Source organism: Flavobacterium sp. KS-LB2 (assembly GCF_036895565.1).
GTDB lineage: Bacteria > Bacteroidota > Bacteroidia > Flavobacteriales > Flavobacteriaceae > Flavobacterium.
In genome coordinates this window covers 1510819-1532284 of sequence record NZ_CP145904.1, presented here as the reverse complement: position 1 = coordinate 1532284, position 21466 = coordinate 1510819, and the positions used below count along the sequence as shown (strand labels likewise).

General features: G+C 31.6%; 15 protein-coding genes. 3 read left to right on the top strand and 12 right to left on the bottom strand.

The features are described 5' to 3' along the window. The first annotated feature begins 80 nt into the window (after positions 1–80). Complete coding sequence (locus V5J73_RS06520) at positions 81–218, top strand: hypothetical protein (RefSeq protein WP_338648407.1); 138 nt, start codon at positions 81–83, stop codon at positions 216–218. Positions 219–285: 67 nt separating this feature from the next. Here V5J73_RS06520 and V5J73_RS06515 read toward each other — a convergent pair whose 3' ends face one another. The 8 genes from V5J73_RS06515 to V5J73_RS06480 all read right to left on the bottom strand — a co-directional run bounded on the left by V5J73_RS06515 (position 286) and on the right by V5J73_RS06480 (position 10263). After that, entirely contained in the window at positions 286–924 is a 639-nt protein-coding gene (locus V5J73_RS06515; protein WP_338648405.1) for a phosphatase PAP2 family protein, read from the bottom strand. Between the two features lie 128 nt (positions 925–1052). Continuing rightward, complete coding sequence (locus V5J73_RS06510) at positions 1053–4049, bottom strand: glycoside hydrolase family 3 N-terminal domain-containing protein (protein WP_338648404.1); 2997 nt, start codon at positions 4047–4049, stop codon at positions 1053–1055. 13 nt (positions 4050–4062) lie between these two features. After that, positions 4063–4545 (bottom strand): ABC transporter ATPase, encoded by a 483-nt coding sequence (locus tag V5J73_RS06505; RefSeq protein ID WP_338648403.1) that lies wholly within the window; start codon positions 4543–4545, stop codon positions 4063–4065. 72 nt (positions 4546–4617) lie between these two features. Further along, complete coding sequence (locus tag V5J73_RS06500) at positions 4618–5409, bottom strand: (Fe-S)-binding protein (protein ID WP_338648402.1); 792 nt, start codon at positions 5407–5409, stop codon at positions 4618–4620. A 112-nt stretch (positions 5410–5521) separates the two neighbouring features. Then, the gene (locus tag V5J73_RS06495) at positions 5522–6853 is read right to left on the bottom strand and encodes a (Fe-S)-binding protein (protein ID WP_338648401.1); all 1332 of its coding nucleotides are present in this window, start codon (positions 6851–6853) and stop codon (positions 5522–5524) included. Between the two features lie 12 nt (positions 6854–6865). Continuing rightward, complete coding sequence (locus tag V5J73_RS06490; RefSeq protein WP_338648400.1) at positions 6866–7822, bottom strand: MlaD family protein; 957 nt, start codon at positions 7820–7822, stop codon at positions 6866–6868. A 50-nt stretch (positions 7823–7872) separates the two neighbouring features. Next, complete coding sequence (locus tag V5J73_RS06485) at positions 7873–9042, bottom strand: N-acetylmuramoyl-L-alanine amidase family protein (RefSeq protein WP_338648399.1); 1170 nt, start codon at positions 9040–9042, stop codon at positions 7873–7875. A 51-nt stretch (positions 9043–9093) separates the two neighbouring features. Further along, positions 9094–10263 (bottom strand): N-acetylmuramoyl-L-alanine amidase family protein, encoded by a 1170-nt coding sequence (locus V5J73_RS06480; protein ID WP_338648397.1) that lies wholly within the window; start codon positions 10261–10263, stop codon positions 9094–9096. 83 nt (positions 10264–10346) lie between these two features. On the opposite strand from V5J73_RS06480, the gene V5J73_RS06475 reads away from it, so the two are divergent. Both V5J73_RS06475 and V5J73_RS06470 read left to right on the top strand, forming a co-directional pair. After that, a complete protein-coding gene (locus V5J73_RS06475) occupies positions 10347–13094 on the top strand; it encodes a putative LPS assembly protein LptD (protein ID WP_338648395.1) in 2748 nt (915 codons plus the stop codon). A 55-nt stretch (positions 13095–13149) separates the two neighbouring features. Beyond that, positions 13150–13533, top strand: a complete 384-nt coding sequence (locus V5J73_RS06470) for a RidA family protein (RefSeq protein ID WP_338648394.1) — start codon at positions 13150–13152, stop codon at positions 13531–13533. Between the two features lie 21 nt (positions 13534–13554). Here the strand turns inward: V5J73_RS06470 and V5J73_RS06465 are convergent, their stop codons facing one another. From V5J73_RS06465 to V5J73_RS06450, 4 genes are all read right to left on the bottom strand, one after another. Continuing rightward, positions 13555–14406, bottom strand: a complete 852-nt coding sequence (locus tag V5J73_RS06465; RefSeq protein WP_338648392.1) for an N-acetylglucosamine kinase — start codon at positions 14404–14406, stop codon at positions 13555–13557. Between the two features lie 139 nt (positions 14407–14545). Next, positions 14546–15550, bottom strand: a complete 1005-nt coding sequence (gene gap / locus V5J73_RS06460) for a type I glyceraldehyde-3-phosphate dehydrogenase (RefSeq protein ID WP_338648391.1) — start codon at positions 15548–15550, stop codon at positions 14546–14548. A 75-nt stretch (positions 15551–15625) separates the two neighbouring features. Then, complete coding sequence (pfkA, locus tag V5J73_RS06455) at positions 15626–16612, bottom strand: 6-phosphofructokinase (RefSeq protein ID WP_338648389.1); 987 nt, start codon at positions 16610–16612, stop codon at positions 15626–15628. 385 nt (positions 16613–16997) lie between these two features. Continuing rightward, positions 16998–21431, bottom strand: a complete 4434-nt coding sequence (locus tag V5J73_RS06450) for a translocation/assembly module TamB domain-containing protein (protein WP_445236417.1) — start codon at positions 21429–21431, stop codon at positions 16998–17000. Between the last annotated feature and the right edge of the window lie 35 nt (positions 21432–21466).

Below are 21466 nucleotides of genomic sequence, written 5' to 3'. Positions count from 1 at the left end.
TGGAAATTTAAGTTAAATCCTTTCAAGCCTAAAAATGAATTCGTTGGATTCCTATCGCAGTATAAATAAACATTAAAGCTATGGAAAAATCAGCAAAAACGGTCTCTCAAATGGTTGATGACTCTCCTGCTTTGATTACCAATACTGGTAATTTAAATGTAAAAGCAAAAAAATGTTGTCCAAAAAGATTTCAATGGCCTTTTTTCCAATGTCAATAGCGGTAAAAACCTTAGATACTTCGTCATTTTGTATGGCTTTATCAACGTTTTCAATTTTAAACAATTATCAAGGGTTGTCCAGTGTCAATTGCCCTTTTCTAGATCTTTTTTTATTTATCCATTTATTCACTTTATAGCTAAGATACGCTGAACCACTCCCAATAATTGCGCCAGCAACTACATCACTTGGATAATGAACACCTAAATGCATTCGAGAATATCCTACGGTACTTGCCCATACAAAAGAGGGTGCTATGACATACCATTTGGGATAGGCCAAACTAAGTGATGTTGCTGTAGCAAAAGCCAAAGAAGTATGACCAGAAGGAAAAGATTCTCCTAAAGATGAAGAAGCTTGATCAATATCCGGGTAGGTTTCAAATGGTCTATCCCTTTTTATTGCTCGTTTCAATGCTAAGGTAATAAATCCATTTACTAAGAATGCCTCACCAATAAAAACTGCCTGATTCTTGATTGTACTGTCCTTCTTTATTAAACCAACAGAATATATAATAATGGGAGTAGCAATACTGATAGGAACTGCACTATTTGTTACTGTTTTAAAAGTAGGGTCTAAATTCTTATTCCTACCCACATTAATGTCTCGCAAAATATTTATATCTATATTTTGTGCATTCGCAAAAGCCACGCAAAAAAGCAATACAATTAAATTTACTGTAGTAAAAACGGCATTCCTCTTTTTCATCAAAATTATTTTAATCTAAATATACTATAATACTACTACAATTTCCAATAAACTGATTTAAATCCTTTTTGATAGCTACATCCAAATAAATTTAAAAAAATTCGTTTTATTAGTACTCCAAAGTTAGCTTAGTTACTAATAGCTTCATAAATTACCTTTTGAATATCTTCACGAATATTTTCTTTCGATAATCTATTTTCAGCTGCAATTGGAAAAGTTCTATTGGATAAAAATACATAGACAATTTGGGTTTCAGGATCAGCCCAAGCCATTGTACCAGTATAACCTGTATGCCCAAAACTTGTCATCGAAGCACAACCACACGTAGGTCCTTCTACACCCAATTGCGGTTTATCAAAACCTACACCTCTCCTATTTCCTGCCGCACAAAAATAACAGGTATTGAAATCTTCAAATGTCTTTTCAGAAAAATACTGCTGATTGCCATAATTCCCTTTTTGTAGATAAAGCTCCATTATTTTAGCCACATCCATTGCATTCGAAAAAACACCGGCATGACCAGAAACACCACCTTCTAAAGCAGCCGATAAGTCATTGACATACCCTTGCAAAAGCTGATTACGGAAATACGTGTCAGTTTCTGTTGGAGGAATTCTATTTTTATCAAATTTTGTTAAGGGATTAAAACTAGAATTATTCATACCCAGAGAACGATAGAAATTCTCTTGAATCAAAACATCTAGTGTTTTACCCGTTGTTTTTTCTAAATAATCCTTCAAAATCATAAAGGTAAGATCGCTGTACTTGTATTCTTTTTTCAATGAAAGCTTACTCTTAACAATCATTTTCATAATAGTATCGCTAAAATCATTTCGTATAAAAAGGCTATCCGCCAATCGTTTAGAAAAATTTTCTTGGGGTGTTTTTCTAAAATAAACTTCCGAAGGGAATTTTGACTTATCCATGGTCGCTTTGTAAAATGGAATTCCTGCTGCTAGTCCCGCATAATGAGATAATAAATCCTTGAAATTAATATTAGCCTTATTCGAATCTTTGAAAATGGGAGACATTGTTCCTAATGTAGTTTCCAGATTTATTTTTTGTTGATCGTATTGCAACATCACATTAGGTAACGTAGCTAGAATTTTTGTTAACGAAGCAACATCATAAATATCTGAATCTTGAACTTTAATCCTTTTATCATACGTATGGTATCCAAATGATTTTTGATAAATAACTTTTCCTTTTCTAGCTACCAAAATTTGAATTCCTGGTGTCATTTTAGTATCAATCGCTCTATTCGCAATAGCGTCAATTTTTGATAAAATTTCACCATTCATCCCCACATTTTCAGGAGTTGTAAATCCCAAACGGTTCACCTTTTCAGTAGGTAAACCAGTATTAACCTTAAAACTTGAATGAATCGAAACCGGTAATTTCCCTTTGGCTTCAATTGCTCCAAAAATTAGTTCTGCAGAAACAATTTGTGCAATAGCACTATTTTGATACGACACAATCAATCCCTCAATATCATCAAAATTTGAAATAGGCAGTAACGAATAGGGTTTAGCAAAAACATCCAGAATTACATTATTATTTTTAGCTAAAAAATTGATTTTATATACTTCATTTGCTTTTAAATCGTCATTTTTAAATGCAACATCTGACTTGTGATAACCAATGATTACGGTTGTAAACGGTTGTAATTTCACTTGTAAACTGTCTAAATTGGTATCAGTAAATACAGTTACTTCAGCGTATTTTTTTAGAGTTGAAACAAAAGCATCATTGGTATCGTCTCCTATTTTTACGTAGGCAATTTTTTGTTTGTCCAAATTTTTAATTGGCAAAACAGTCGAATAATTTTTTAAAACCGTTACTGCATTTTCATACAATTCATACTGTAAAGCATCATTTTCGACAGCATTTAAATCGGTATATAAATTATCAGTAGCAATAGGTTTATAAGAATTTAAACCAGCTGAATATTTGAATTTCAATATTTTTTTTACTGAATAAGCCAATCTTTCGGCTGTAAGTAAATTAAGTGAATAGGCCTGAATAAATTTTTCAATTGCTAGTGGAACATCCTCAGGAAATAACAAAATATCATTCCCAGCCATAAAAGCCTCCAAATTAATTTCACCAGGTAATTTAAAGGTATTCACACTTTTCATATTCAAAGCATCAGTGAAAATAAGTCCTTTGAAACCCAATTCTTTTTGAAGAACATCTGTAACTATATTATAGGAAATCGAAGAAGGATAATTAGGTCTAACTTCTAAACTAGGAACGTTTAAATGTGCGACCATAACAGACGAAAGTCCTTCATGGAACATTTTTTTATACGGATAAAACTCGATGTCTTGCAGTCTTTCCTTAGAAAAATTGATGGTTGGTAATACTTTGTGCGAATCCGTTTCGGTATCGCCATGACCTGGGAAATGTTTTCCAGTAGAAAAAACACCTTGACTTTGAACCCCTTTCATTAATGCAATAGCGTGATCTGTAACTTTGAATTTATCCTCTCCAAAAGAACGAAAACCTATAATGGGATTCCTTGGATTTGTATTGATGTCGAGAACTGGAGCAAAATTAAAGTGTAAACCCAATCGTTTGCTTTGTTCTCCCATTTGAACACCAACTTTCTCTAACAATTTCATGTCTTGGATGGCTCCAAGTGTCATATTCCAAGGATAACGATAGGTAGAATCCAATCGCATACCCAATCCCCATTCAGCATCGTTACCTATAAACAAAGGGATTTTTGACTTCGATTGAAAACGGTTGGTTAATTTAGCTTGTCGAACAGGTCCACCTTGAAAGAAAATTAATCCGCCAATTTTATTCTGTTGAATCAGTTTATCAATAGCGTTGAAGTGTACTGTATCTTTATTGGAATAAGCAGCAACCATAAATAATTGCCCAAATTTCTCTTCTAAAGTCATAGCGTTATAAATACTATCAACCCATTTGTTACCTTCAGGGGATAACTCAAAAAGCGTGGGGGTATTACTCAATTTTATACTGTCCAAATTTTCTGTTTTGGACGGTTGGCTAGTTACAATTACTTTGTTCTTATTAATTTTTGTCCCAACACAACTTGAAGTTATAAAGAAGATTAAGACATACAATAAAACAATTTTGATGCCTATTTTTCTCATTGATCTGTTTTGTTTAAAAAAACCTACTGTGCCAGCTATCGATAGCAGGAACTTCCCAGGATTCATTGTATTCTTCAATATTATTAACTAAATTATTGAAAACGATAGTGTTCTCAGTAACCGCTTTATCTTTTACCATTTTCTTGAAATCAATCAAAGGTTTGTGTGCAATATGCTCCCCAAGTTTGAAAGTGACATTCATTTTATCTAATAAATCAACGGAGTATTTTTGTTCTAAACTTTGAATAAATTCCACAGAAGAATCAATAGAACAACCTGTTGCCGCTTGTACATCCTGATTTACGGCAATAATGATAAATCGGTTGTATTTTAATTGATACGATGATTCTAAACTAGTTCCGTGAGCAGCCCAACCTTCTAGAAAGGATTGCAAAGCGGTTTCTATTTCTGAAAATTCCGCATCCGAAAACTTTCTATTAGATTGATAAATCCAGATTCTAGATTCTTCAGGTAAATTTTCAAATGGAACGTACATGGTAATTCTAAGTTATGAGTTATAAATTTTGGGTTATAAACCAAAATTCGTGATTTTTAATTTTTAATCAATTTATAAATCTTGCGCATTAGCGATTAATTCAGCAATATCCATCACTTTTACTTCGCTTTCTTTTTCTTTGTTTTTAATACCATCCGTCATCATGGTATTACAAAAAGGACAACCCGCAGCAATAATTTCTGGTTTTGTTTCTAATGCATCTTCGGTTCTTTCAACGTTGACTTCCTTATTTCCTGGCTCAGCATCTTTAAACATTTGGGCACCACCAGCACCGCAACATAAACCGTTTGCTTTAGAACGCTTCATTTCTACTAATTCAGCATCCAATTTAAGAATTAAATCTCTTGGTGCTTCGTATACATTGTTAGCTCTTCCTAAATAGCAAGGATCGTGAAAAGTAATTCGTTTTCCTTTAAATTGTCCACCTTCAATGGTTAATCTTCCATCGTCCAACAATGATTTCAAAAACTCCGTATGGTGAACAACTTCATATTTTCCGCCTAATTCCGGATACTCATTTTTAAGTGTATTGAAACAATGAGGACAAGCAGTGACAATTTTTTTGGCTTCGTATGCATTCAAAACCTCAATATTCATCATGGCTTGCATTTGGAATAAAAACTCATTTCCAGCTCTTTTTGCAGGATCACCTGTACAGCTTTCTTCAGTGCCCAAAACTGCAAAAGGAACGTTTGCACGATTTAAAATTCGAACAAATGCTTTCGTTATTTTTTTTGCTCTATCGTCAAAACTTCCTGCACAACCCACCCAAAACAAAACTTCTGGTTGTTTCCCTTGAGCTAACATTTCGGCCATAGTAGGCACTATTAAATTCTCTGACATACTATTTAGTTGATACGGTTATTTGCTTATTTTATTTATCACAAATTCTTAATTTACAAATTGGTTATTGGATAAAAAAAAAACCAATTAAAATAATTACACTGTTTAACGACTATTCGTTTTTCCAATTCAATCGGTCTTGTTGATTGTATTGCCACGGAGCACCATTATTTTCTATGTTTGTCATCATTGCGTTTAAAGGCATTGGAGCAGCACTCTGTTCCATAACCAGATAACGTCTCATATCCATAATGATAGAAAGCGGACTAATATTTACGGGACATTCCTCCACACAAGCATTACAAGACGTACACGCCCAAAGCTCTTCGGCTGTAATATAATCGTTCAATAAAGTTTTGTTATCAGGGATAAAAATACCTTTATTGGCATCAATATTTTTCCCTACTTCTTCTAATCGATCCCTTGTATCCATCATGATTTTACGAGGAGACAATTTTTTTCCTGTTATGTTTGCTGGACAAGATGAGGTACAACGACCACATTCAGTACAGGTATAAGCATTCAATAATTGAACCCAATTTAAATCTTGAACGTCACTAGCTCCAAATTTACTTGGAACTGCATTTTCATCTACTGGTGCTGCAGCATAAGGATCTGCATTAGGATCCATCATCAATTTAACTTCTTTATTAACAGATTCTAAGTTATCAAATTGCCCTTGCGGGTTTAAATTAGCAAAATACGTATTTGGAAATGCCAATAATATGTGTAAGTGTTTTGAAAAATAAAGATAGTTCATGAAAATTAAAATTCCCACAATATGCAACCACCAAAATACTTCAGATAAAAGCATCACCAACTCATTTGACATTCCATTGAAAATTGGTTCAATAAATTGACTTACAGGAAAAGAACCTGCTTTTATGAAATGAGAAAAACCTCCAGGTACATTTTGCAAATGCAAATCAGAAGCATTCATTAATAGAAACAATGTCATCAAAACAACCTCAAAATATAAGATATAATTGGCATCACTTTTAGGCCAACCTTTTAGGTCAGAGCTTACAAATCTTTTTAATTTAATTGCGTTTCTTCGGCTCCAAAAAGCAACAACTGCCACTAAAACTAAAAGTGCTAAAATCTCGAAAGAAGCAATAAGTACATCATACGTTGTTCCTAAAAAAGCAAAAACACGGTGCGTACCAAAAAGTCCGTCAATAATAATTTCTAGTAATTCAATATTGATAACGACAAAACCAACATAGACAATAATATGAAGTATTCCTGCAACCGGTCTTTTGACCATTTTAGATTGACCGAGTGCAATCATGGCCATATTAGTCCATCGTGCTTTAGGGTTATCTGAACGATTTACATCAGTTCCAAGATTTATATTTCTGATTATTTTTTTGACACTCATGTAAAAATAACCAAAACCAATTACCAAAAGAATGGCAAATAAAACATTGTCTAAATAGCTCATAATTGCTAATTTTTATTTAGGGATTGAATCGTTTGTTGGCCCCACATAAGGCTTGTTTTTCTTTCCAAATAAAGAAACATTAATATATCTAGTTGGATAAAGTCGAACATCTTGCAACAATAATTCTAATTCTTTAGTAGAACTTTTAATATTTTGGTAGAAAGCATCATCGTTCAATAATTTCCCCATAGAACCTTTTCCAGATTCTAAACCAGTCATAATACCATCAACCCTAGCTAAAGTAGCATTTAGATTTTTAACCGTTTTTCCTAAATCAGCTTTGTTCAACGAGTCCGATATTTTAGAAAAATTTCCAGATATTTTATTAAAATTTGTAACTACCCCATTTATTTGGTTTTTGTTACTATCTAATAACGTATTAACGCTTACTGAAGCTTTGTGAAATTGTTCGATGGTCTTACTCAATTCTGCTAAGGTAAGTTTTAAGTCCTGCTGTCCTTTTTGATCCAAAACATTATTTAATCCTGAAACTAATTTTTCAGTGCTTCCCAATAGCTTTTCTAATTTTTCTTGAAGTGGTGCTAATTGATCTCCAACTTTGTCTGTAAGACCTAATTTTACTCCTCCCTGTAATTTTTGTCCATCAACAGCTAGTGTTTTATCTTCAAAATTAGGAACAATTGCAATTTGCTTTCCTCCTATAAATCCTGGCTCATAAATAGAAGCTATACTCGATTTAGAAATTGGAAAATCGGTTTTTAATTGTAATTCAACTAATAATTCTCCTGTATTTTCATCAATTGCAATGCTACTGACTTTACCAATAATTAATCCGTTTAATGTTACGGGTGCAGAGGTAGATAAACCTTCTACACTTTTATACGATACATAAAATGTTTTATAATTAGTAAAAAGGTCTTTTCCTTTCAAAAAACTATAGCCCCAGATAAATAATAAAATCGATGCAATTACTAAAATAGCAGTTTTAATTTCTCGTGTTATTTTCAAAATTTAAGTATTTTTTACAAATTTAATATAAAATATTTGACTTGTTGTAATTATTTAAGCGCTTCTTGAATAGTAATATTCTTTCCATCTTTAATTGCAATTATATACGCTGAAGTATATCCTTTGGATTTTACAACTTTCAAATCCTCTTTTGCCGTGTTATAATCTGACGTTGAGCCATATGCATATTTATATAAAACTCCATTGCTGGTTGTCATTGATACATTTTTTAATCCTTTAAAATTTGACGGATTTAATTTAATATTTTTATTTCCAGCGGCAAATTGCACTTTAAAAATCACATCCGAATTTTGTGTTTTTGACTCTTGTTTTTGCCTAACTTGATTTTCTATAATTCGTTTAGACTTCGTATTCTTTGAAGTATCATTTACTTCATAATCAGCTGCTTTTTTTGATGGAAGTTCCTCATAATTAGCATTGGGTTGTGATCCAAAATATTCTTTCTTGTAAACAATAATTGCTGATGCGATTGCTTCTGCCATATTATTTTGTCCTTCCTCTGAATTCAAATAACGTCCTTCTTCGCCATTGGATAAAAAACCCAATTCAATTAGTACACTTGGCATATAAGCCGCATCTAAAACCCATAAAGGAGTCTGTTTTATGCCTCTTGATTTCCGATGTAATTTATTTTTAAAGTTACTCTCAATTTTTGAAGCCAAATTTATACTTCGATCTAAATAATCTTCCTGAAGAATTTTTAAACCTATTAAAGTTTCAGGGTTTTTGGGATCGAAACCTTTATACGTTTGCTTGTAATTTTTTTCTAGTAATATAACCGAATTTTCTTGTTTTGCTATTTCTAAATTGCCTTTACTTCTTGATAAACCCATCACAAAAGTCTCTGTACCATAAGGAATTGGATTATTAACAGAATTACAATGTATAGAAACAAATAAATTAGCATCAATACTGTTTGCTTTTTTGGGTCTGTCTTTTAGTTCTATAAAAACATCTGATTTTCTAGTGTAAACAACTTCTATATTACTATCTTTTTTGAGGTATTTTTCTAATTTCAAAGTCGTTTTCAGCGCAATTTCTTTTTCAACAAAACCATGATAGGAGTTACCAGGATCTTTACCTCCGTGACCCGCATCTAAAATAACGGTGAACTTTTGATTGGATTGTGAAAAAGCATTTGAAGAAAAAAGTAAAAATAAAACTAAAATTTTGGTTTTGAATTTTCTGGGTATTTTCAAAATATAGATGGGTGTTTTTTTTAACAAATTTAATATAAAAAAGATAAGCTATTATTTAATTACGTCTTGTATGTTAACTTTCTGTCCGTTTTTAAATGCAATTAAAAAGGCTGAATTATATCCTTTGTCTTTCGCTTCAGTCAATTGTTTTTTTGCTTCATCATAATCTGAAGTCTCTCCATACATATATTTGTAAACCCTACTTTCATAAGCTACAGAAATGTTTTTAAGTCCTTTAAAATTTCTTGGGACTAATTCTAATTTCTTACTACTGGCTGAAAGTTGCACTTTGAAAACAGGTTTAGAAGCATCAATAGTTTTTTTTACTAATGTTGATTCTGATGCAGGATGTGAAACCATACTTGATTTTGCAGGAGCGACAGTGTCTCCCTTAGGTTTTTCATTAATTTTTGGCGAAGGAATTTCCTCAAAAATCTCAAGTTCACCACTTCCATAATATTCTTTTTTATAACTCACTATAGCATCAGCAATAGCTTTAGCTATTTCATCCTGTCCTTCTTCAGAATTTAATTTATTCCCTTCAATTGTATTGGATATAAAACCCATTTCTATCAATACTCTTGGCATGTATGCCTTGTGAAGCACCATAAAAGGAGCTTGTTTTACTCCTCCACCTCTTATTTTTTTACCCAAATCTTCAAATGCATTTTCTACTTTACTAGCTAGTGAAATACTATTATCTAAATATTCTTCTTGCATCAGCGTTAGACCAATCATCGATTCTGGTGAGTTAGGATCAAATCCTTCATATTTTTGCTTATAATCCTTCTCCAGAGTAATTACGGAGTTCTCCTTTTTTGCAGCTTCTAAATTTGAAGCCACTTTACTCAAACCCATCACATAGGTTTCTGTTCCATCAGCAGCAGTATTTCTATTAGCATTACAATGGATAGAGACAAATATATTGGCGTTAAATCTATTAGCAATATTAGCTCTTTCAATCAAATCAATAAATACATCTGTTTTCCGAGTGTAATTGACTTCCATTTGTGGAGTCCTCTCTAATATTTTTCCAACTTTTAAAACCACAGCCAAAGCAATGTTTTTTTCAACACGACCTTCGTATACAGCACCAAAATCATGTGCGCCGTGACCCGCATCTAAAGTTACCTTAAAATTATTGGATTGACTGAATCCAGCTAATGAATTTAGTATCAAAATAAAAGTTACAATTATTCTAATTTTACTTGTACTGCGCATAAAGCTATAAGTTAATTTAATTAAAAGACTACCGCTATAAATTTATTTATTTGACTATTTTTGACAAAAAATAATATGTAAGTTTGACATGTCAAAAAACAGGCCATAATTTTACAAAAATAGCATTTAAACCTTTGCATACAAACTTATTTAATATCGTTTTATTATCAATTATCCTATCACTAGGTTCTGGTAAATTATATTCACAAGATATATCAAAAAAAAAGACAGCTGTATCCGCTAACAAACAGACTGATAGCAAAAAACCTACTACTGACACACTCAAAACTCCAGTTTTAACGGTACAAAAGCAAACTGACACGATTAAAGTTGACAGTACAAAGCAAAAAAAAGCTTTTCTTGATGGAAAGGTCCGATACAAAGCAGAGCAGTATGCTAAGATTGATCAAAAGAAAAAAAATATTACACTTTACGACAAAGCAGAATTATATTACCAAGATATTGAATTGAAGTCTGGCATAATTGTAATGGACTATGAAAAAAATGAAGTGTATGCAGGTCGTATCAAAGATTCAACAGGAGCGTATACCCAATACCCTAACTTTAAGCAAGGTGCAAATGTTATTGAGCCCGATTCTATTCGTTTTAATTTTAAAACAAAAAAGGCTTTAATTTGGAATTCAAGATCAGATCAAGGAGAATTTAAAATCAAAGCCGCCATCACCAAAAAAGAAAATGATTCCGTTTATTTTTTAAAAGGAGCGCGCTTTACTACTTCAAAGGATGTAGACAATCCCGAATATTATTTTCAAACCAATAAGGTGAAATTTATTCCAGGTAAAAAAGTAGTGACTGGATTAACAAATATGGTCATTGCAAATGTTCCTACTCCTATAGCTTTACCGTTTGCTTTTTTTCCAATGAATAAAGAAACCAGCATTTCAGGGTTGATTTTACCAAGTTATAATGACTCCAATAACCGAGGATTTTCACTTCAAAATTTAGGTTATTATTTTGCACTAAGTGATAATTATGATTTAACCGTTTTGGGAGATTATTATACTAATGGAAGTTATGGATTGCGTTTTGAGTCTAGTTATGCAAAAAGATATAATTACAGAGGAAATCTAAACATTAGATTCGAAAATTTAATAACAAGTGAAAGAGGATATCCTGATTATTTAAAACAGAATATCTACAATATTCAGTGGTCTCATTCTAAGGATTCTAAATCAAATCCTAATTCTAGTTTTTCAGCTTCTGTGAATTTAGGAAGTAGTAAATACTTCAAGCAATCTATCAATCAAATTAATATTGGTTCCAATCTTAATAATACATTAAGCTCTTCCATATCCTATTCAAAAACGTTTGCATCGGTACCACAGATCCGAATGTCACTGACTGCAACGCATTCGCAAAATACTCAAACGGAAGAAATTAATATGACTTTACCAACATTACAATTAAGTGTAGACCGAGTCTATCCTTTTGTTGGGAAGGATGGAGTAAAGAAAGGTTTTTTCAAAAATATCAATTTGCAATACAATTTAAACGGTAGGAACAGTATCGTAACTACTGACTCCTTATTCTTTAAACCACAAATGTTTAGAGATGCAAAAGTTGGTTTTCAACACAGCATTCCATTAAGCACCAATTTTAAATTATTCAAATATTTCAGTGCCTCTACTTCTATGAATTATGAGGAAATTTGGTATACCAAAACAATTGAAAGAAGCTATGATGTTGACCAAAGTAAAGTTGTTGACAAAACCATAAATGGATTTGACGCTTTTAGAACGTACTCCTTTTCATCTAGTGTAGGAACAACTATATATGGAACTTTTAATTTTGGCAATGACAAAAAAATCAAATCGATAAGACACGTCATGAGACCATCTGTTTCGTATGGCTATACTCCTAGTTTTGAAAAATACTACGACACCTATGCTTCAGACGCTAGCGGGACAATGAAACAATATTCCAGATTTGAAAGTGGAATTTTTGGTGCTCCGGGATTAAATAATTCCAATACGTTAGGTTTTGATTTGAGCAATACTTTTGAAGCAAAAGTTACAGACAAAGACAGCACCAAAGTGGAACCTAAAAAAATAATGCTGCTTAATAATTTGAACCTTTCCACTAGTTATAATCTTGATGCCGATGGAGTAACTTCACTTGCTTTTTCTCCAATAAGAGTTAGTGGTGGTACAGCATTATTCGACAACAAAATGAATGTCAATTTTGGAGCTACTTTAGACCCATACGCCATTGACAATTCTGGAAATCGAATTAATGTATTTAATATAGATAATGGCGGAAGTCTTTTTAGAATGACTAGTTCTAATATGACTCTAAATTATTCTATTTCGAGCCAAGGAAAAGACAAAACTGATAAAGATAAGAATACCCAAAGTCAACGAAATGGTGGTCGTGAAGATGATCTATTTGGTACAAATACCGACTTAGGAGACAACCGAAGAAGTCAATTTGAAGAGGAAGACGAAGATGAAGGAGAAGATAAAATTTCGGAATTTTTCAATTCTAAACTGCCTTGGGACATGACCTTTGCTTATTCACTAACTTACGGAAATAATAATAGAGAGAATAAAATCATTGGAAATTCAATTATGATTTCGGCAAATGCAGATATTACTCCAAAATGGAAAGCAGGAGTTTCTACAGGTTATGATTTTGTACAAAAAGGAGTAACTTTCACTCAGCTTCGTTTTGAGAGGGATTTATTGAGCTGGAGAATGGACTTCAATTGGTCTCCATTTGGAACAAACGCAAACTGGGGTTTCTTTATCGGAATAAAATCTGGTGTCCTTAGTGATATCAAATGGGATAAAAGAAGTGTCATCAATCGATAATTTCAAGTATGCTACATACTTTAGGACTTTTTTTTACTTTTAAAACAACAATTTTATGAAAAAGATAATTTTTACCGAAAGTGCTCCGGCTCCGATAGGACCTTATAACCAAGCAGTTCTTAAAGGGAATACACTCTATACTTCTGGACAAATTGCAATCAATCCATCAACTGGCGAATTAGTTACAGATACCATTGAAGTAGAAACAGAGCAAGTTATGCAAAACATGAAAGCTGTACTTCATGAAGCTGGAATGACCTTTGAAAATGTAGTAAAGACCACCATATTCATTATGAACATGAATGATTTTGGAAAAATAAATACTATTTATGGTTCTTATTTCAACGAAAAAACCGCTCCAGCACGTGAAACGGTTCAAGTGGCATGTTTGCCAAAAAATGTAAATGTTGAAATTTCAATGATTGCGATACTAGACTAAAGTATTGCAATCATTTAGATTTTATTTATTTGCGATATGATATGCTATAAGACCATCAATAGGTCTTCTAAGTACATTACCTAATTGTAATTCATATTTATCAAAAGTCTCTTGCAATTCATCTTTCAAATAAAAGGCAATTGAACCCACAAAGTGAACAGGTACTTCTTTACAATTATCAAATTGTTTGATATAATTTTTCACAAAAGATTTCATTCCTTTCAAAATTATTTTTCTGCAAAATTCAGTGTCTTTATGTTGAATTAAGAACTTAGCAAATGTTGCTAAGTAAGCATTAGGATTTGCTTCTTTGTATAATTTACTTTTAATAGCATCTGGATCTAAATCGTATTCTTTCTCAAACTCAACTGCTAATTCTTTTGGCATTTTATTGAAATAATACTTTCTAATTAGCTCTTTTCCAAAAACATTTCCACTACAATCATCCATTACAATATATCCTAATGATTGTACTTTTTGATGCAATTCTTTTCCATCAAAATAGCTACAGTTTGAACCTGTTCCTAATATGCTAACTATTGCTTTTTCACCTTTAGGCGTTGTTGCATAAACCGCAGCATAAGTATCTTCTTCAACAACAATAATAGCATTTGGGAAATAGTCTTGAAAAATTTGTGAAAGTGAAATTTTCATTCTTTCCGTTCCACAACCTGCGCCATAGAAAAATAAATGAGTAGCCTCTTTTTTATTCTGCAAAATATCAAAACGATCATTTAGACGTTCAACAATCTCATCTCCATCAAGAATTTCAGGATTTAATCCTAATGTTTGTGTGGTAAACAACACTTTCCCGGCATCATCTATCGCAATCCAATCGGCTTTAGTAGAACCACTATCAACTAATAATCTCATTTTTTTTGGTTTTTTTGGTTTTTTTGTACTTTGTCTTTATAATTTAAAATGCGTGTAGTCAAAATTTTGCATTTAAAAAATGGAACAAAAAATAAAATCCCGTTAAATATAATATAACGGGATTTGTAAATATAAAGAATTATTTTAAACCTGCAATATGCACAGATAAATCAATTAATTTGCTAGAATAACCATATTCATTATCATACCAAGAAATGATTTTGAAGAAAGTAGAGTTCAATCCAATTCCAGCATTAGCATCAATGATAGATGTTCTTGAATCACCAACAAAATCTTGAGAAACTACTAAATCTTCAGTAAATCCTAATACACCTTTCATTGTAGTTTCAGAAGCATTTTTCAATACAGTCATGATTTCTTCGTAAGAAGTTTCTTTAGCTACTTTTACAGTTAAATCAACTGCAGAAACATCTGTTGTAGGAACACGGAAAGCCATACCTGTCAATTTTCCGTTTAATTCTGGAATAACTTTTCCTACCGCTTTAGCAGCACCTGTAGAAGATGGGATGATGTTACAAGAAGCAGCACGTCCACCTCTCCAGTCTTTTCTTGAAGGACCATCAGTAGTCATTTGAGTAGAAGTTGTTGCGTGAACAGTAGTCATCAACGCTTCAACAATTCCAAAATTATCATTAATAACTTTAGCTAATGGAGCTAAACAGTTTGTAGTACAAGATGCATTAGAAACAACCATATCAGTTGCTAAAGCTTCCTCATGGTTTACTCCCATTACAAACATTGGAGCATCAGCAGAAGGAGCTGAAATAATTACTTTTTTCGCACCACCTTTGATGTGCTCGCTTGCAGTATCAATAGTAGTGAAGAAACCAGTACACTCAGCAACTACATCAACATCAACTTCATTCCATTTTAAATCTGCAGGATTTCTTTCAGCAGTAATACGAATGTTTTTTCCGTTTACAAAAAGTTTTCCATCTATAACTTCAACAGTTCCATTAAAACGTCCGTGAACTGAATCATATTTTAATAAGTATGCTAAATGATCAACATCTAATAAATCATTAATAGCAACTACTTCTACGTTATCTCTATTGAAAGATTCTCTGAATACAATTCTTCCAATTCTTCCAAATCCGTTTATTCCTAATTTTACTTTTGACATTTTACTTTAATTTTTTTGTTTATTTTTATTAACTCAACCTAAAGTCTAATTTCCTCACAATAAACTTTAACCACTTTATGTAGACATAATGTCTGAAACTCTTAATAATTCTCTATCAATCATTGTTTTGCCTTTAATAGCTTGTTCTAAAGGTGTTAACGCAACTTTATCATTTTGCAATCCAACCATATAATTTGATTTCCCTTCTAATAAAGACTCAACAGCTTTTACACCTAATCTACTAGCTAGTACTCTGTCAAAACAAGATGGAGAACCACCTCTTTGCATGTGGCCCAAAACTGAAACTCTAACATCGTACTCCGGTAAATTAGCTTCAACATAATCTTTCAATTCGAATACATTTTTACCAATTTTATCTCCTTCAGCTATAACAACGATACTAGAGGATTTCCCAGAAGCTTTACTTTTTTGCAATGACTCTAATAATCGTTCCAATCCTAAATCTTCCTCAGGAATTAAAATTTCCTCTGCTCCTGCACCAATACCAGCATTCAAAGCTATATGACCCGCATCTCTCCCCATTACTTCTACAAAGAATAATCGGTTGTGTGAACTTGCAGTATCTCTAATTTTATCAATAACATCTACTACGGTGTTTAAAGCAGTATCATATCCTAAAGTATGACTTGTCCCAAAAATATCATTATCGATAGTTCCTGGAATTCCCATTACTGGAAAATTAAATTCAGTATTGAATAACAAACCTCCTGTAAAAGTACCGTCACCTCCTATTACTACTAAAGCATCAATACCTGCCTTAGTAAGATTTTCGTGTGCTTTTTTTCTTCCTTCTGGAGTTTTAAATTCTAAAGATCGAGCCGATTTAAGAATCGTCCCACCTTTATTTACAATGTTGTTTACACTTCGAGGTCCCATTTCTTTGAAGTCACCTTCAATCATTCCTTGATATCCTCTATAAATTCCTATACATTCTATATTATGATAAGCACATGTACGAACAACTGATCGAATAGCTGCATTCATTCCAGGTGAGTCTCCTCCCGAGGTTAGAACGCCAACTTTTTTTATTGTTTTTGGCATTATTTAAGTATTAAAGTGTAAAATTAGCAAACATTCAGCACTTTTAAAGCTGTGTTTTTAATAAATTAGTAAACCGTTCCAAATTCAAACGTTTTCGTTGATAAGTTTTTGGAAAAACAAAATAAAAAGGATTTTATTTAACAAAATTGAAAAATAATCGATTTTTATTTGATAATTAACAATTTGCTTGTTTTTTTAATTAAAAATCAAGACAATACATTAACTATTTGTTACTAAGATACAAAAAGAGAGTTTTCTTCTGTAAACTTTAAAAATTAATTATGATTTTATGCAGCGATTGACAGTTCGAAATATTAATCGCCAGCAACATTAAACTGCATTTTGATTCAGAATTCGTAGTTTTTGTATTCGAAAAGACCAACTACTAGTTTTCCTCAGGAAGTAAACCTTCCTGATTTTTCTTAATCTTTTTTGTAGAAGATTTATTTGACTTAGAAAAATTAATATAATCTGGAGACATTTCAGAATCTTGATCTTCAGCAATTGGAACGGATGCTTTCTCAATTTTTAGATTTTTAAAAATTTTATTGACTAATTCTTTAAAAGTATCAAAATCGACTTCATAAGAAACCCCTAAACCTTGTGTATATCCAATTCCTTGACCTATATAATTAATGTCATTTTCTTTATTAAAAAGACGTAAATTTAATGTTCCGTCTTCATTAACCCTATACAACACTTCCACATCACCTACAATTGCTGATTCGTTAATTCCTCCAAAAGGAACACCGAGTTTTCCATTAATAGTAATTCGTTCATTTATTTTTGATGAAATTGTAGCTACAAATCGCCCGTCAGTTTCTTTTCCAATTCTTCTGTCGGCACCAATAAAATTTAGCCCCACTTTAAATTTCTCATCATCCGATTGTATGATTCCACCTAATATACTAGAAGCTGTCTCAAATAAACTGCCTGAAAAATCAGATTGACTCACTCCTTCCGGACTTAAAAAACCTCCTGAGGATAACAGATACAAAGCTTGTGTTTGTCTTACATCTTTGTCATTTAACTTATATTGAATTTCCGATTTAAAAACGGTACTTACTGTTGGGAATTCAATATTAAAATCAGGTTCTGGACTAGTCAAATCGCCTCGAATACCAATAACTACCTCTACTGGAACTTTAGTATTAAAAGATGAGTTATCTAACAATACGGCAGGATTTGCAGTTGTTTTATAGACCGCTTCTAAGTTTAATTGTGCTCTCATTGGATTTCCTTCCCATGAAATAGAACCTCCTTTTTTAACTGCAAATTTTTTGTCAATAAGCCCTCCATATTTAAAATTATAGGTTCCTTCATATGCTTGGAAATCTCCCCACATATTAAATTTTCCTAATGTATTTATTTTAAACAATAAAGACCCAAAACCTTTTCCTTTCATTCCATGACCGGTATTGCGGTCTAAAATAACTTCTACTTCTGCATCTGGAGTAATATCAAAGTCAAATTCTAATTCCAATCCGTTATAATTTCTGGTATTATCAGTAATTCCATTTTCTAGATTGTATTTTTCTTTAGCGGTCACAAAATGTAGAAAAACATTATCACTTACACTTTCGGCATTATTGATAGGAATTTTCACAGCTGTTCCTTTTTCAGATTTTGCGTCCACTTTTATAAACAAAGCATTAGTTGGTCCTTTTATAGTTGCCATACCATCAATAAAAGCAGTCCCGTAATAAGCCGCATCTTCACTGTCTTGAGTATCTAATGCTAAAAGTCTTTTGGAATTAATAGCCAAATCTAATCTCCAATCTGCAAAATTATTATGCTCAATATTTCCGTTTAATTTTCCTATTGTTCCATATTTAGTATCCGTAAGCGTATTGTTCCTAAATAGAAATTTTTCATCCGTAAGGTCAATAATCGTATTATTGCTCAACGCATAATCAACATTTAGATACGGAATAGTTATACCGGCATCATCTAAAAATAAACGTCCATTGATATTGGGTTTTTTAAGATTTCCTTCAATTGTGGAGTTACCAGAAACAGAACCTCTAATATTAGATAAAACTTCCCCACCAAGCGAGTTAAGTGTTGCGATGTTAAATTTTTCGAATTTGAGTTTTAAATCTAGAATAGTTTCTTTATTAACGATTTCAAAGCTTCCATTAGCATTAAAAGATTCTAAATTTTTATTCTCCAAATTAGAATTTATAGTAAATTTTCTGAGACTTTCGTCTCCTTCTATTTCAAAATTTAAAGTTCCTAAATCCGTTTTATTCACATTCAAATTATCAATTACAATAGACGCTGTAGGCTGATAAACATTGTCATTTTGCTTAAAATTAACCTCGCCATTAATATTTCCATGTGCAACTAACTTATTATTGGCAGGAGTAATTTGATTTAAATCTACATCTTTAAAGCTTAATTTCAAATCCTTGCTATTTGCACCTTTAAAAGCCCCCATTAATGCAATAGACTGTTCTTCATGCGACAAAATTATATTGTCAATATCAAAATTTTTAAATGATTTATCAAAAACAATCTGATTATTTGGCGTTTCATTTTCATTTAAAAACCAAAGATAATCCTTGAATTTAACTTCTGATTTACTGATTCCAACTACGTTATTATTGTCTTTGTTAATTGTATGGTATAAATTTAGATTGTAATAATCTTCGCCTTTTGACCCACCTTTAAATTCAGAACGAAAGAACAAAGTATCTTTCATAGTCACATTTATAACACTAAAATCACGAATTTTATAATATTTCGTTTTTATACTGTCTAATTCAATGAAAGCATTATAAAGTGGATTTTTATTATCAACAGAGACTCTTATGTTATCAAATGTATTATCAGATGCAACAATTTGAGGCGAATTAAAATTAAGTTTAAATTCTTGATTATCAGAGTTCATATTTCCTTTGACAATCGTGTTTGCTCCTATTTCAATTTCAGGATAAAATATTTCAATTATTTTATTATAAATTGAAAAATTAAACTTTAAAAACTGTCCTTTTTTTACCTTATGTGGTTTGAAATTAGTATACAAACTCCCTAAAGAATTCTTTACTAAATTTTCTAATTGATTAAATTCATATTTCCCTACAATTTCTCCCTGAACTATATCCGGAGAGTTTACTGTAATGGTCCTAATTCTATCTTGATCAAAACTTGAAACTATAGCAAAATCATCAAAATTATAAGTGTCTTTTGCATTTTGATAGGATGTTTTATTAATGTAAACATTTCCTTGAAAATTCTCTATATTATTTCCTGTAGCCTGAACAACTACATCACCTTTAAATATAGAAACAGATTCATTCATCAATTTCAATTTTGATAAATCCGCATTTTCAACATTGATATGAAAATCATAACGACTGTCTTTTTTACTTAAATCCAACAATCCATCAAAAGTCATGCTTAAATTAGGGTCATTTACTGAAATTTGGCCTTTATAATTTGGACTTTTAAGTGTTCCATCGACAACAATATTGGTGTAATTATAGTTTTTAAACTCTAATTGAGAAACATCTCCCTTGATAGCTGTATCTAAATATTTTTGTTTAAATCCTTTTCCATCAACATCAATATTCAAACTAACCGTTCCTAGATCTTTTTCATCCAATAAGGTACCAATATCAAAATTTTCTAAAACAACGTTCCCTAAATAGGTAGCTTTGTCAATAACATCAATATTTTGTATGGCTAAATTTGATGTCACTTTTCCTAATGCAGTAATCATAGAAAAATCCGCTTCGACAGCAGTTGTTGAAACACTAGAAGTTCCTTCAGCGGAAAACCTACCCAGCTTTTTTAAAGAAGTAGGTAATTTATTGCCTAAAATGTTGGGAAGTATTAAAATTAAATCATCATAGCTGGACGTTAACTTATCAAACTTCGCATACATGGAGAATTTCTGTCCATTTTTTGCAAATAAGTTTTTAAAATTTACATCTCCTATTAGCTGCGTCTTACGGTCATCTATTAGATTTAATTTTTTAAATGCCAAATCATTGAGAGTTCCTTTAATGCTCGATTTAAGATAAAAATGTTGATTTTTACCTAACTCTTTATAAAAATAACGAATGTCATTTGATGCAATTGAAGCTGCATCTAATTTTATATCAAACAAAACTTTATCTGTAAAATTAGAAAAATCTTCAATTTTGTATTTCAATACAACAGTACCTTTCAATGTAGATTCTTTAGTCAACAAATCAAGATTTTCCAGTTTTATATTCTTTTTCGAATAACTAAATTTTGAACTTAAATTTTTAACATACAAACCACGAAAATCCAAAAACGACATTTTATTAATCATTGTGGTCACATCTGGTCCGTAAATTTTAAAATTAGTTGCTGAAGCATTTAGCTTAGTGAAATCTAAATCTTTAGGATTCTCACGATTATTATCAGTCAAAATAAAATGACCATTATAAATTTTTAAAGAATTTACTTTTAGTAGAAATTTCTTAGTAGACGGCTTTCCAGTTTCAAAAGCAGCAATAAACTTATCTAGATTGGATTGTTTCTCGTTTTTGTAGGTTCTCAAATTAAAAAGTAGTCCATGTAACTCTAAATCATCAAAGATTAAATCTCCATCGAGCATTTTCTTGCCCTCTAAAATAGTAGTTGAAATCCTATTGGAATAAATTAAAGTATCTTTATGATGATCTCGAATCAATACTTTTTTGAATTTTACACCTCCAAAAATGGATATGGCAACTTCATCAATAGTGATATTAGTTCCAAAATCTTTATTGATACTATTTGTAAAATATTGCGCAATTTTAGTTTGAACAATTGGTAGGGTTAGAGCAATACCAAGTACCAACAAAAGTAGGATTAGTCCAAGTAGAGAACGAATTACTA